Raw genomic sequence first — 14,912 nt, forward strand, 5'->3', positions numbered from 1 at the left:
TATGAAGGAAACATCGTCGACACCGCTTGAATTGAATGCACTGCATCTGCCTGACGCACCCACTTGGTGGCCTTTGGCCTGGGGATGGTGGGCTGGTGCGGCAAGCATTGTTTTGGTTGTCGTAATTATCATGTTGGTGATTCGCTGGAAACGTAAACGCATGGCACCGAAGAAAACGGCGCTGCGTCTGCTCAACCCGCATCTGAAGCAAACGCCGTCGTCGGCGATTGAACTGCTCAGACAAGCGGCGCTTTGTTATTTTCCACGTGAAGAAATCGCTCATCTGACGGGCAACGCGTGGTACACCTTCCTCGATACGCAGGTGGGTCGCCCCCTGTTTGTGCCGAATGAAACTGTGTGGCAGCAAGCCTTGTATCAAAAGCAGAAAATCGCCGACGCCGACGCGTTGGTCGCAGACTGCTATCAATGGGTGAATGATGCGTTGCCGCCAAAGAAAAGGAGACCCGTAAGCGTTGGCAAACATTGAATTTGTATGGTGGTGGCTGTTTGTTCTGTTGCCACTGCCGCTGATTGTGTATCGTTTTTTACCGCCGGTAAAAGAAAGGGCAGCCATTCAACTGCCCTACCTTCCTCAACAACATCAAACCATCGCGCCGCGACAATGGTTCACCAAAGGCTTGGTGATCGCACTTTGGATCGGTTTAGTGACCGCGGCGGCGCGCCCGGTGTGGTACGGCGACCCTGTCACCACCTCGCCCAAACACCGCGACATGATGTTGGTGGTCGATTTGTCATACTCCATGAGCCAGCAGGACATGAAATCCGGCGATCAATTCATCGATCGTCTCAGCGCCGTCAAACAGGTGCTGTCTGATTTTATTGCCAAGCGCCAAGGCGACCGTCTCGGGTTGATTTTCTTTGCCGACCACGCGTATCTGCAAACGCCGCTGACACTCGATCGTCAAACCATCGCTCAGCAGCTCAACCAAGCTGTCCTGCGCTTAATCGGCACCCAAACCGCGATTGGCGAAGGCATTGGTTTGGCCACCAAAACGTTTATCGACAGCGATGCGCCGCAACGCGTGATGATTCTACTCAGTGACGGCAGCAACACCTCAGGCGTGCTTGATCCGATGGAAGCGGCCAAAATCGCCAAGAAATATCACACCACCATTTACACCGTCGGCGTCGGTGCGGGCGAGATGATGGTCAAAGAGTTCTTCATGACCCGTAAAATCAACACCGCCGAAGATCTGGATGAAAAAACCTTGCAAGCCATTGCCGATGAAACCGGCGGCCAATACTTCCGCGCGCGCAATCAGCAAGATTTGCAACACATTTACGACACCATCAACCAGCTTGAACCGATCAGCAAAGCCAGCCAAACCTGGCGCCCGCAAAGCGAATGGTTTGGTTATCCATTGGCGTTCTCACTGTTGCTGTCGGTGGTGCTGATTCTGGTGAGGAGAAACCATGTCTGATTTCGTCTTCCTCTCGCCGCAGTGGTTCTGGGCCCTAATTCCCTTGGGCGGACTGGCGCTGTGGTTAAGCCGCCGAGCGAAAAACCAAACGCTGATTGCGCCGCACCTGGCCACAGCGTTGGGCCTGGCCAGCCCCAAAAACCAACGCGGCGCGTTGCACCTCATCGCGCTCGGCTGGCTGATTGCCGTGACGGCATTGGCAGGCCCGAGTTTTGAGACCCAGCCACGCCCGAGTTACAGCGCCAACAACGCGCGTGTGGTGGTGATGGACATGTCGTTGTCACTGCACGCGACCGACATCAAACCCAATCGATTGGCACAAGCGCGCTACAAAGTGCTGGATCTCCTCAAAGGCTGGCCAGAAGGCAGCACAGGCTTGGTGGCCTACGCGGGTGATGCCTACACCGTCAGCCCGTTGACCAGCGACAGCGCAACGATTGCCAATTTGGTGCCCAACCTATCGCCGGAAATCATGCCGTTTCCCGGCGCCAATGCGGCAACGGGCGTCCAACGGGCAATTGAGATGCTCAAAAACGCCGGACTCAATCGCGGCGACATCATTCTGCTGGCTGACGATCTCGATGCAAGCGAAAGTAAAGCCATTCGCGCGCTGCTTGAAGGCACCCAGTGGAAACTGATGATTGTCGGCATTGGCACCCAAGCGGGCGCGCCGATCCTGCTGGATGACGGCTCGCTACTCAAAACCGATGCGGGCCAAACCGTCGTCGCCCGAACCGACTTTGCCACCATGCAGTCGCTGGCGTCAGCGGTGAATGGCGTGTTTACCCCTTATCGTGCGGACGGTTCGGATGTTGAACGCATTCTTGCCGAAACGCGCAGCGAACATCCGGTCACTGGCAGCAAAAATGCACAAACCATCCGCGATCATGTCAATCAAGGCTATTGGCTGGTCCTCATTCTGCTGGTGCCTGCTCTGCTACTCTTTCGCCGTGGCTTTGTGTTCGTCGCGCTGCTTGGCGTGACGTTCGGATTACACGCCCCAACGGCTGAAGCGTCGCCTTGGCTCAACCGCGATCAACAAGCCATGCAAGCCTTTGAGCAGAAAGATTATCAGCATGCCGCCGAGCAATTTACGGACCCGCAATGGCAGGGCATTGCTCGCTATGAAGCTAAAGATTATCAAGGTGCGATTGACGCGTTTTCGCAAGTCGCGACACCCGACAGCCGCACCCAATACAATCTGGCCAATGCCTACGCCCAAGCCGGTCAACTGGAACAAGCGCGCGACCGCTACCAACAGTTACTCCAAACCGACCCTGACAACGCGGATGCCAAACACAATCTGCAAGTGGTTGAGCAGGCGCTGAAGCAGCAACAGCAACAGCAACAGCAACAGCAACAGCAACAGCAACAGCAACAGCAACAGCAACAGCAACAGCAACAAAAATCGTCGCAGGGTTCTGAGCAAAAGCCAAATCCATCGTCTTCAAACGGCGATCAAAGTCAGGATGCGCAAAACTCGTCATCACAAACAGCCAAAGATGAGCAGAACCCGTCCCAGCCGTCGAATCAGTCGTCGAATCAGTCGTCGAATCAGTCGGCACAAAACTCAGATTCTGCCAACCCGTCAGAGGCGCAGGCCAATTCGCAGCAAAACCCGCAGAACGCACCTGAGCGTTCCCAAGGGCAGCATTCAAAGCCACAACATGGCGAGCAAAATACGCCGAAAGGATCGCAAGCCAAAGCTGATCATGAGCAATCAGCGCAAGCAAGCCAAGCCCAAGCAGAGTCTGCCCCAGCGTCCGACCCGCATGCGCAGCCGACAACTCAGAGCGTTGATCCGCAGCTCAGAAAACTCGAACAGGTCGAAAGTGCGCGCGATCCAAGCCAATTGCTGCGCGCGCAACTCTATTTGCAGGCGCAAGACAGAGAGCCTCCACAAACTCAAGGTAAGAAGTGGTGATCATGAAATTGTTACAACCTCGTCTCTCCCCGCTCAATCGTCTTCTTGTCGGATTGAGCACCCTGCTGATGTGCCTCATCAGTGTGTCAGCACACGCTGCAACGGTTTACGCCAGTGTGAGCAAAAACAAAGTCGTCAAGAACGAAGTGTTCCAATTGACGGTGGTCAGTGATCAAAAAGCGTCCGGTGACGACCTGGATTTCAGGGCGCTGGACCAAGATTTTTTTATGAGTCGTCCGAGTTTCAGCTCATCCATGAACATCATCAATGGTAGCCGCAGCAACCGCAGCGAATGGACGGTGTCGTTGGCGGCCAATCGCCTCGGCGTGGTGACCATTCCGAGTTTCGAACTCCATGGTGCTAAAACACAGCCGATTGCAATTCAAGTGACGCAGGATGAACAAGCGCCCAGCAGTGACGATCTGGTTGAAGTTCGCAGCCAATTGTCGCGTTCGACGCTGTATCCAAACGAAAGTGCACTCTTGAAAGCACGTTTGATCATCAAAGCCGATCCACGCCGTTTGCAAGATCCGAAAATCGCGCCACCGACTATCGACGGCATGGAACTGAAAGCGGCGAGCGAGCCCAATCAATACCAAACCGTCATGGATGGCATTCAGGTCACGATTGTCGATCAAGATTTTCGCATTACCGCAAGCCAAGCGGGTGACTTCACCCTCACCGAACCGAGCCTGCAAGGCGCGCTGATCTACGGCAGCAGTTACAACGGCGGCACACGAATTCTGCCACTGAAAACCACGCCAAAGACCTACACCATTCATGTGGAACCCAAACCCGCCGACTATCAAGGCACTTGGCTCCCCACCAGCCAACTCACCTTGCGTGAGCAGTGGCTCGACAGTCAAGGCAAGCCGATTACCGGCAACCGCTACGCCACCAAAGTGGGCGATTCGATCACGCGTGAAGTGACCGTGAAAGTCACCGGTTTGACGCAAGAGCAACTGCCCAACATTCATCTCACCTACCCCGATTCGGTGCGGGTGTATGATGAAAAGCCGCAGTTTGCCACGCTTGATAACGGCGATGTCACCATGACGCTCAAACAGGTGCTGATCCCACGTCAAACGGGCGACATCACGCTGCCGAAGGTGGCGATGCAATGGTGGGACACCGTCACCAAAGCGCAGAAAACCGCCAGCGCTGATGGCCTCACGTTGAGCGTGGCGGCAGGTGAACCGAGCACCGTGACCGCATCAACGCCGCTGCCTGCTGCGCCCGTGCAAGTGAAAACGGTCACTGTCAACGATGCTGGATTTTGGCCTTACTTGACCGCGCTGTTTGCCCTGCTCTGGCTCCTCACGCTGGGGCTGGCTTGGCGCTGGAAATCCTCGTCCAACGTGACGCAACAAGCGCCCGTTTCGCCTGCCGACCTGAGCGCCTATGCACAATTGCAACAAGCGCTGAAAAATGACGACGGCATTGCCATTTCACGCGCCCTCACGGTGTGGATGCAACAGGCCACGCTGACCGATGCAGAAACGGCGCAATTAACCTTGGCGCTGCACGAACTCAACCAAGCGCGCTATTCCGCCCAGCCGAGCACCTATCGTAGCGGTGAACTGAAACGTGTGGTGAAAGCCATTGAACAGCAGCAACTCAAACGTAAGAAACAAGTCAAATCACCGTTAGCCAATCTATGAACGTGATCTGACGCCTAACTCAACGCCGATGGTTTGGTCTACGCTGTCGGTGTTGAGTGGAAAGGAGACCGACATGACGCAATTCAACACCAAATCAGCGCTGACACTCGGCGTCAGCCTCTTACTGGGGCTCGGGCTGCTGGGCTACTTCGTGCAACAGGCAGCGGTGAAGTTCAAGGAATACGACCGCATCGTCACGGTCAAAGGCCTCTCCGAGCGAGAAGTACCTGCCGACACCGTCATCTGGCCCATTCAGTTCACCTTGGCCGACAACGACCTGCCCAACCTATTGACCGCTTTGGATGCACAAACCCAACAGGTGATGCAGTTCCTGGCGCAGCAAGGTATCGATGCCGCCGCCATTTCGCTCTCGGCGCCTTCGGTCATCGACAAAAAAGCGCAGCAATACGGGGGCGAAGCGCGCATTGAATATCGCTATCTTGGCACGCAAACCGTCACCGTCTATAGCACGCACGTGGAATTGGTCCGCCAAGCCATCAGCCAAATCGGTCAATTGGGTAAACAAGGCATCGTGTTTAATCACGACAATTACAACAATCGAGTGGAATATCTGTTTTCTGGTTTGAACGACATCAAACCGGCGATGATTGAAGAGGCGACCAAACAGGCGCGTGATGTGGCCGAGAAGTTTGCCTCTGATTCGCAAAGCAGCCTCGGCAAAATAAAGCGCGCGACCCAAGGCCAGTTTTCGATAGTCGATCGCGACAACAACACGCCGTATGTGAAAAAAGTGCGCGTCGTGTCAACGGTCGAATATTTTTTGTCTGATTAATGACTTGCTGTCTGACGAACGACTTCCTGTCTGACGAATGCACTTCAGGCCTGTGCGTGGGCGCAGGCCATTTGATGCGCCCCAACCACACGGTTACGCCCGCGATTTTTCGCGTCATACAAGGCTTTATCCGCCTGGGTGTACATTTGATCAAACTGAATTTCACTTGGCTGAATGCGCGCCACGGCAAAGCCAATCGACACCGTCAACCAATCGCCATCAGGATTACAACCGTGCACAATCCGTTCATTCTCAACGCTGGCACGAATGCTCTCGGCCAAGGCTTCCACTTGCTGCGGTGAATGATCCGCCAGCAGCAAAATGAACTCTTCACCGCCAATACGGCAGAACCCTTCATCGTGCGCCGCCGTGTGCTGGCTGAGAATATTGCTGATACGCATCAACGCAATATCCCCTTCCAAGTGGCCATATTGGTTGTTAAACAGACCAAAGTGGTCGATATCGAGCAGAATCACCCCAAAGTCGACACAGCACGCCTCACGGCGTTCGCACGTTTGTTCTAACAGATGAGTCAACATGCGGCGATTGCCAAGGCGAGTTAACGGGTCCATTTTGGCCAGCAGGTCGAGCTTCTCGTTGGCTTTTTGCAGATCGCGTGTGCGATTGCGCACCTCGCGCTCCAGATTCTCGTTCAGCTCGCTAATGGCCTGCTGCGCTTTGGCGCGCAGTAACACTTCGGTGAGGTTGGACGCAAACATGCGAATCACATCGCGCAACTGCGACGATAAAGGAGAACGACGAATCAGGTTGTCCGCCGCAATAAAGGCGATCGGTTTGCCTTTGTCGGCCAGCATGGTCATCGCAGTCCAACCAAAGCCGACAATACGGCTGTCGTGATAAATCGGCACTTGCTCTTTGAAGACCACATCGCTCGGGTGGCTGCGCGCCAACGCCACGATGTCGTTGTGTTCCACCGTTGAGCGAAAATAGGATTCATCCACAATGTTGCCCTGAATGTTGGTGCCCCAAGTCCCTTGCAGATAGGTGCACGCTTCATCGGTCAGAAACACCGCCATGCGATCAATGCCCATGCGGTTGATGGCAAACCCCACCGCTGATTTACACACATCGCTGACCGTCAAACAGCGCGACAATTCCACCATGCTGGCGTGCAACATACGCACGTTCTGCTCCTGACGTTTGCGAATGTAGATTTGCGCCAACAGCGACCCAAACGACTCCAGCATCTGTTTTTGATACGCATCGATCGGCTGACGATGCAGGAAGTTATCCATCGCGATCCAACCAAACACATCCTCGCCATCGCGCAGCAGCAGCATGCCATTCCAACCTTGGCCAATCACCTGCCCCGCGGTATACAGCGGTGCATCGTCAATCACCACCAAGGTGGAATTGCCGTCGGCCATCGCGTCGAGATAACGTGCTTCCAACTGATGTAAATCGTACTGGCTGTGATGTTCGCTGATGGTTTGGCCGTGTTCATCGGTGCCATAAGTACCAATGAAACAGCGCTTTTTCATGTCGAGCAGAAAAAACGCCACGCGGTCAAAGCCCAAACGATCGCGCACCGCCTCCACCGCTATGCGATGCAATGCATCCAAACTGTCGGGGTTCGCCAGTTCCAGCGTCAGTTGGTGTACCAGCTTCATGTTGTCGATAAAGGTTTCACGCTGGGTGATTTCATCGCGGTATTTGGCTTCACGAATGTCACGATGTTTGAACTCTTGCGCCGCATCCGATTCAGCGCGAATGCACTGCCAACGAGTTGCAATCAGGTGCAAACTATCCAGCTCGCCCTCATTGAGCATCTGCGTCACGCGATCCTCATCCACTGCTTGAATCAGTAAATAGCGGCGCCGCTCGGTATGGTCGTCGAGCGTGAGTAGGTAGCTTTCGCCGCCCATCAAAGCACGATACTCCCAGCCACACGTATTGGTCGCCAGTGGAATGAGGCTATCAGACGTCTCGAATTGTGCCGCCCACGACCAAAATGTATCGGGGAACTCGCTTAACGGCGTCGCATCGCCGCACGCAAACAGTATTTCTGGGCGGTGTGATGAGGATGGCGCGTAGCAGATCGACATCGCACGCGGTGTGAGTAACGGTTGCAGAAATGCAAACGTCGCGTCAGCCAGCATCTGATCGTTGCGGCAGGAAGAGAGCGATTTCAGCAAAGTCCGTGAAAGCATAAAAAAGCCTGAAAGTGGAAGTCTTAACCAAGAGCTTAAAAAATCCACCCAAAGCTTCAATCATTCGCCGAAACCGATGTTAAGCACGCCGCAAATCAACACCGAGAATTTTTGCATTCTGGAGCCAAACGGCATTTTTGGGATGTTGTTTCCAATTATTTTCATCCTCAGATCGCCAGTCATACGCCAATCTCATAAATAAGACAGGATAAATTCACACTTTTCGAGCCAAAGCAAATCATCGCTGGCTCAAACAATCGCTTGCCACGCATAATAGCGGGCACTGTTTGCGGAATCCTGTGTATGCTCAAAATCGTCTGGCTTTGCCTCTTTTCTCTGTTGAGTACCACCGCCTTCGCCGATGTAGAATTGGTGAAAGTGGACAAATCAAAACGTCGCATGTATCTCATCGACGACGGACACGTGATCCGTGAATTTCGCATCGCGCTGGGAAAATCCCCCAAAGGCCACAAACAACAAGAGGGTGATCAACGCACGCCGGAAGGACGCTACTACCTCGACTTCATCACCGAGCACTCCAATTTTTATCGTTCGATGCACATCAGCTACCCTAACCTGCGCGATCAGCGCCACGCGGAAAGCTTGGGCGTTGACCCGGGCGGCGAAATTAAAATTCACGGCTTAAAGCTGGATTATCAAGGCCGCCCCGAGTTTATTCAGAGCTTTGACTGGACCAACGGCTGCATTGCCATCACCAATCAGGAAATGGATGAATTCCTGCGCTTAGTTAAAATTGGCACTCCCATTGAAATTCAATGGTAAAGCGGACGTCAACACGACGTCAGCCAAAGCCATTGTGTGATTCCTATTCACTTTCTCCGCCACAAAAACCACCACTAATCCTCTGATTGAGCTACAGTATTTGTTAACAACAGTTGCCAATGATGTGTTACAAAAGAACAACATCAAGAGGGTCTCCCTCTGCACATCGATCATGTTTGGTTGTGTGGTGCAGCCGCAAGACCGGTTCCTGTCACTGGGCACTGGCCATTGCCGACGTCATAAAATGCACGACATGCCATGTTCAACAGGGAAAGGTTGAAGGGAATAATGCCTAAGCAAACGCCCCCCATTTACAAAACTCTGCTCAATGTTCTCTGGTTACCGCTGATCATTTTTGGTCTCGGTTATCTGGTCGCCACCTATCTGGATAGTCAACAACAGCAGCAAAACCGTCAGACCATTCAACGCGAGCTGGATGTGCGCCTCAAGCAAATCAGCGAAGGGGTGGTCGAACGCGTGACCCTCTACCAATACGGCATTCGCGGCGTGCGGGGCGCGGTCATGACCGCGGGGCTAGACAACTTCGATTACGATCAAATGCAAACCTACACCAAAACGCGTGACTACCCGTTGGAGTTTCCCGGCGCGCGCGGGTTTGGCTTGATTCGCTTTATTCTTCCCGATCAAAAAGACGCGTTTGTCGCCAAAGCCGCGGCGGAGCGTCCGGATCAACACTATGACATTCGCACCCTCACGCCGCACAACGATAGCCTGTTTTTGATTCAATACATTGAACCAGAAAATCGTAACCGAGAAGCCGTCGGGCTCGACATCGGTTCGGAATCGATGCGACGTGATGCGGCGCTTAACGCAGCGCGTTATAACGAAGTGCGCCTCACCGCCCCGATCACACTGGTACAAGCGAGTAAAAAAACCAAACAGGGCTTTTTGATTCTGATGCCGATCTACCAGCACAACGACGTGCCGGCACGCATCGACCAGCGTTTACAAGAACTGGCAGGCTGGAGTTACGCCCCGATTCTGATTGATGAAGTGCTCAGCTCGGTGTCTGGGCTCAAAGACGATGTCTCCCTGAGCATTGCGGATGTCACCAACGGCGCGCCGCAGCCGTTTTTTTCACGCGGCACCAATGAAGCCGATACGCCCTATCAAACCCAACAAATTATCTGGCTGTTTGGCCGTGACTGGGCGCTGAACCTGACCGCCAAACAGAGTTTTGTCGATTCGCTGCCGTTGCCGCCGAATGAGTATATTTATCGCGAAATTCTTGGCAGTACCTTGGTGATTGTGTTGATCGTCTTCAGCTTGCAACTGGTCACCACGCGTCGCGCGCAAGCCGCGAAGCATGAAGCGGAACTGGCGCTTGCCACCGAACAAGCGCTGAAAGAGGCCAACGCCAAGCTTGAACAACAAGTTGCCGAGCGCACCGAAGCGATGGCGCAGATCAACGCCATGCAGCGCACCATTCTCAGCAGCGCCGGTTACGCCATCATCGCTTCCGACCTTGATGGCATCATTACCGTGTTTAACCCGTCGGCAGAAAAACTATTGGGCTACACCGCCGCCGAAATGGTCGGCGTGTGCACCCCGTCCCGCTTCCATCTGATGGAAGAAGTGGCCACACGCGCCAAGCAATTGTCCCAAGAGCTGGGCGAAACCATTCACCCCGGTTTCGATGTGTTTGTGGCCAAAGCGCGCCTTGGTTTTGTCGACATCACCCGCTGGACCTATGTGCATAAAAATGGCCATCACATTCCGATTCGCCTGATCGTCAGTTGCCTGTTGGATGACCATCAAGAACCGGTGGGTTACCTAGGCATCGCTTACGACTTAACCGAAACGTTGCAGCGTGAAAAAGAGCTGGCAGAAGCCAAGGAACTGGCTGAGCAAGCCAACCGCGCTAAATCCGACTTTTTGGCCAACATGAGCCACGAACTGCGCACGCCGATGAATGCCATTCTCGGTTTGCTGCAAATTGCGCAGAATACCGATCTCAACAAACAGCAGCGTGATTACCTCAACAAGACGCAAAATGCCGCGCAATCGCTGCTGGTGCTGCTCAACGACATCCTTGATTTCTCCAAAGTTGAAGCGGGCAAAATGGAGATTGAGCAGCAACCCTTTTCTCTGCCCGAACTGATGCATGAAACCGGCATTCTGCTCTCCTCCAACCTGCAGCATAAGCATCTGGAGATCATCTATCAGATTGATGAAGACGTGCCGACGTACCTGATTGGCGATAGCTTGCGTCTGCGTCAGATCCTGCTCAATTTGGCGGGCAACGCGATCAAATTCACCGAAGCCGGAGAAGTCAAAGTATCGATCCAAACCGAATCTCACGACGGCGATCGCTGCGTGCTGCGCATCACGGTCTCCGATACCGGCATTGGCATGACCGAAGAGCAGCAGCGCATCGTGTTCCAAGGCTTTAGCCAAGCAGAATCTTCCATCAGTCGCCGCTATGGCGGCACGGGGCTTGGACTTTCCATTGTGAAGCACTTGGTCGGCTTAATGGAAGGCAGCGTGCAGGTGAAAAGTGAGCAAGGTGTAGGCAGTGAATTTAGCTTTACCGTCAACCTCGGCTGCGTTGATGAGGAGCGTCAACCCGAGCCCATTGCGGAGTTACCCGACGGCCTTCAAGTCCTGATCGTGGAAGACAACAACACCGCGCGCCTGATTTTCGACGATCTGTTACAACGCTTGGGTTGCCATGTCATCGCGGTTGCCGATGCCGAACACGCCCTCGACACCATTGAACAAGCGGATGCCAATGGCCAGCCGTTTGATCTGCTGTTTATCGACTGGAAACTGCCCGGTATGGACGGCCTGAGCCTGACGCAATCAGTGCGCCACGGCATGGCGCTGAGTAAAACGCCGTTGGTGGTGATGGCAACTGCGTTTGGCCGTGAGCTGTTGGATGAGCACTTGGAAGAGACCCAGTCACTGCTCGATGCGCTGTTGGTGAAACCAGTCACGCCCGACATGGTGAAAAATACCCTGCTGGATGTGGTCAACAACCGCAATCAGCCACGCGATGAGCAACTCGGCTACAGAGCACAATCGCAAGCGCTGTTAGGCTTGAAACTGCTCTTGGTGGAAGACAATCCGACCAATCGCTTGGTCGCCACCGAACTGCTCAGCCAGCAAGGGGCCACCATTGTCGAAGCGGAAAGTGGCGTGGAAGCGCTGGCGGCACTCGACCAACAGGAATTTTCGCTGGTCTTGATGGATGTGCAGATGCCGGATATGGATGGTTACGAAACCACGCGGCGCATTCGCCAAATGGCGCATTTTGCCGACCTGCCGATTCTGGCCATGACCGCCAATGCCATGCCGGAAGACAAGGTGGCGTGTCTGAATGCCGGCATGAACGATCACATCGCCAAACCCTTCCACATTGGTGAAGTGGTCGAAAAAATCCTGCAATACACCAGCGCCGTGCAGCAAGAAGCGCCTTCGGTCGCAGCCGAAGAGACGCAGTCGGCGCGCCCGTTACAGGCGATTGCATACGGAGAGACCCATCATATTGATGTGACGACCGCCATTGAACGCCTTGGCGATCGCAGCATTTACGCACGCGTTGTGCAGCAATTTGCCGATGACATTCAGCAGGCGATTCCACAATTTCAGCAACCCCATCTGCCCGCGAAAACGGCGCGTTTGCTGTATCACAGCCTGAAAAGTGGTGCGGCCAGTTGTGGGCTGGCCTCTCTGGCGAAAAAACTGCAACAGGCCGAGCAATACTGCGCGCAAGATCCCGACAGTGTCATCGCACGCAACAGCAGTTTGCTGGCAGAGGTCTTGGTGGCACATTCTCGCTTGCGCAACCTGCATGAATTGCTGCTCGCCGACCAAGCCGACTCAAATCACCCTGACACCACTGGGGTTAAATTTTCTGAACTGGATTCAAAAATCGAGCAACTTTTCCATTGTTTGAAGACATCGAACATGGCTGCAATGAGTTTATTTGATGAAATTCATGAGCAACTTCAATATATTGATGCATATCAGACAGAGGAACTGTCTACGCATATGCAGAATCTGGCGTTCGAACAAGCCGCTGCAATTTTAGGACAAATCAAAACGAAAAAAGGCTTAGCCGATGCATCATAACTCTTTTTCTCCAGAGTTAATGGCAGAACCCAAATTCACCGTGTTAGTGGTCGATGATCAGCCCACCAATATTCAGTTGATCTACCAGTTACTAAAAAAAGAGTACGATGTTCTGATGGCCACCTCCGGCCAACAAGCGCTCGCGGTATGCCGCGAACACAAACCGGATCTGATTTTGATGGATGTGTTGATGCCAGACATGAACGGCTGGGACACCTGTCAAACCCTCAAACGCGATCCGGACATCGCCACCATTCCGGTCATTTTCGTCACCGCCCTCACCGATCAAGACGATGAAAATGCCTGTTGGGATGCGGGCGCAGTCGATTTTCTACAAAAACCGATCAACGCCAATACCCTTAAACACCGCGTTCGCGCGCACCTGACCTTAAAGCATCAATCCGATTTGCTGCGCTCACTGGCTTATGTCGATGGCCTGACGGGGGTGAGTTCACGCCGCCATTTTGATCAGTACCTCGACACGCAATTGGGCCATGCCTTTCGTAAACAGGAAAGTTTGGGCGTGCTGTTAATCGACATCGACTTTTTCAAGCAGTACAACGATCGCTACGGCCATATCGCCGGAGATGACGCGCTGCGCCAAGTCGCGCAAAACCTCAAGCAGAGCTGCCTGCGTTCTACGGATCTCGTGGCACGTTACGGCGGTGAAGAGTTTGTGATGGTGCTGCCCGATACCGACGAAGCGGGGCTGGCGCACATTGCCCAGCGCATCAAACATCAACTTGAACAGCAGGCGATCGCGCACACCGGTTCGCCAACTGCGCTGCTCACCGTCAGCGCGGGCGGCGCGATTTATTGGCCGGGAGAGCAGCCGGGCAGCACCGAAACGATGTTGATGCTCGCCGACACCATGCTCTACAAAGCCAAAGCGCAAGGACGCAATCAAAGCTGCGTCGAAGCGCTTCAGCTCAAATAACGCCCCGCAAAATAGCGGGCAAAAAACGGAACCCCAGCCTAGCTGGGGTTTTCTCTAGACAAAAAAGAGCCACGACTTAGCGTGGCTCTAGGTGACCGTGATGCGACTCAGGTAATCCATTCATCTAGCGACGAGCGGGTCAGCATCAATCCAGCGCGTAGGCCCGGACGAACGCCGCTATTCGGGAAGATCAGCCATTCCTTTTCCTGCTGAACGCGGTATTCCTTGTCCCCATCTTGCGCCAGCAGTTCACCCCGTTCAAATGCGGTAAAGTTCTCGACGCTTTCGGCGAAATTGAGCCTGAACGCTTCCGAGTGTTTCGTCAGTTCCTGACTCACTTTGTACACCAGCATGGCCTCGGCGCTGTGATCTGGCGTGACTTCATCGCTGACCAGCGCCTGCAACCCCTGCTCGATACCGACAAACTGGCTGAGGTCGTTTTCGCCAAACGGCAATGCTTTCCCCAGCTCCAAGGTGCAGCTGTCTGCACCGCATTGTTGGCTGGAGAAGTAGCTGAACGTCGCGGCAGGCGCATGGTTGATCACCAGCGCTTCGAGGCCCACACGGCGCAGCCATTCGAGGGTTTCTGCCGGATAGGTGCCACAGTCGACATGCGGCATCAGACCAAAGCGGACATGGAACGACGGTTTGCGCGCGGTGTGCAGGTCAAAGTGCACGCGTTGCGTCTCTGGCGCAACCTGATAAAAAGCGCTCACCAGCGTTTCAATCAGTGCGGCGCGACGGGTTTCGTCACACGGCTCATAATTGTGATGCTTGCCACTGAACAAACGGTTCATGTCCACATCCAGATAGCGTTCACCACGGCGCAACGCCGGCAGATTTCCCAGAATCACCAGCAAGCGCACCGCCAGTTTGCGCTCGCCACTGAGCAGATCCTGCACCAGTTGCGCCACGATCTCGACTGGTGCCGTTTCGTTGCCGTGAATACCGGCAGAGATCACGACACTCTTGTCGCACGCGGCTTTCGGCGTGAATTCAATCACGCCGAGTGCACTGCGCTGCCAATGTAGCGCTGGTGTTTCACCAGACTGCGGGGAATCGGCATCCCCCGCCAATGTTTCGTGCAGAAATTGCATCATCGCAAC

10 protein-coding genes are annotated in these 14,912 nt (G+C 54.2%); 8 read left to right on the plus strand and 2 right to left on the minus strand.

What is annotated here, in order from left to right; all coding sequences use genetic code 11:
- Position 1: 1 nt before the first annotated feature.
- The 5 genes from ACS18Q_RS20840 (at position 2) to ACS18Q_RS20860 (ending at position 5,820) form a co-directional block, all read left to right on the plus strand.
- Complete coding sequence (locus tag ACS18Q_RS20840; RefSeq protein ID WP_014257658.1) at positions 2-487, plus strand: DUF4381 domain-containing protein; 486 nt, start codon at positions 2-4, stop codon at positions 485-487.
- Positions 474-1,442, plus strand: a complete 969-nt coding sequence (locus tag ACS18Q_RS20845) for a vWA domain-containing protein (protein WP_004727128.1) — start codon at positions 474-476, stop codon at positions 1,440-1,442. Before ACS18Q_RS20840 ends, ACS18Q_RS20845 begins: the two co-directional genes overlap by 14 nt.
- Complete coding sequence (locus ACS18Q_RS20850) at positions 1,435-3,366, plus strand: VWA domain-containing protein (protein ID WP_441257810.1); 1,932 nt, start codon at positions 1,435-1,437, stop codon at positions 3,364-3,366. The genes ACS18Q_RS20845 and ACS18Q_RS20850 overlap by 8 nt, the downstream gene beginning before the upstream one ends.
- A gap of 2 nt (positions 3,367-3,368) precedes the next feature.
- On the plus strand, positions 3,369-5,027 hold the full coding sequence (locus ACS18Q_RS20855; protein WP_441257811.1) for a BatD family protein: 1,659 nt from the start codon (positions 3,369-3,371) through the stop codon (positions 5,025-5,027).
- 73 nt (positions 5,028-5,100) lie between these two features.
- Positions 5,101-5,820 carry an SIMPL domain-containing protein gene (locus ACS18Q_RS20860; RefSeq protein ID WP_004727131.1) on the plus strand — a complete coding sequence of 240 codons (720 nt, stop codon included), beginning with the start codon at positions 5,101-5,103 and terminating at the stop codon, positions 5,818-5,820.
- A gap of 44 nt (positions 5,821-5,864) precedes the next feature.
- Here the strand turns inward: ACS18Q_RS20860 and ACS18Q_RS20865 are convergent, their stop codons facing one another.
- Positions 5,865-7,991 (minus strand): diguanylate cyclase domain-containing protein, encoded by a 2,127-nt coding sequence (locus ACS18Q_RS20865; protein WP_441257812.1) that lies wholly within the window; start codon positions 7,989-7,991, stop codon positions 5,865-5,867.
- Between the two features lie 303 nt (positions 7,992-8,294).
- On the opposite strand from ACS18Q_RS20865, the gene ACS18Q_RS20870 reads away from it, so the two are divergent.
- From ACS18Q_RS20870 to ACS18Q_RS20880, 3 genes are all read left to right on the plus strand, one after another.
- Positions 8,295-8,774, plus strand: a complete 480-nt coding sequence (locus tag ACS18Q_RS20870; RefSeq protein WP_014257663.1) for a L,D-transpeptidase family protein — start codon at positions 8,295-8,297, stop codon at positions 8,772-8,774.
- Between the two features lie 288 nt (positions 8,775-9,062).
- Complete coding sequence (locus tag ACS18Q_RS20875; RefSeq protein WP_441257813.1) at positions 9,063-12,869, plus strand: CHASE domain-containing protein; 3,807 nt, start codon at positions 9,063-9,065, stop codon at positions 12,867-12,869.
- Positions 12,859-13,806, plus strand: coding sequence for a diguanylate cyclase (locus ACS18Q_RS20880; RefSeq protein WP_158141706.1), 948 nt, complete (start codon positions 12,859-12,861; stop codon positions 13,804-13,806). The genes ACS18Q_RS20875 and ACS18Q_RS20880 overlap by 11 nt, the downstream gene beginning before the upstream one ends.
- A 107-nt stretch (positions 13,807-13,913) precedes the next feature.
- On the opposite strand, the gene astE is transcribed toward ACS18Q_RS20880, so the two are convergent.
- Positions 13,914-14,906: a succinylglutamate desuccinylase gene (astE, locus tag ACS18Q_RS20885; protein ID WP_172562605.1), complete on the minus strand. Its 993-nt coding sequence runs from the start codon at positions 14,904-14,906 to the stop codon at positions 13,914-13,916.
- Positions 14,907-14,912 lie beyond the last annotated feature (6 nt).

The organism is Vibrio sp. Vf1514 (assembly GCF_052076135.1).
GTDB lineage: Bacteria > Pseudomonadota > Gammaproteobacteria > Enterobacterales > Vibrionaceae > Vibrio > Vibrio furnissii.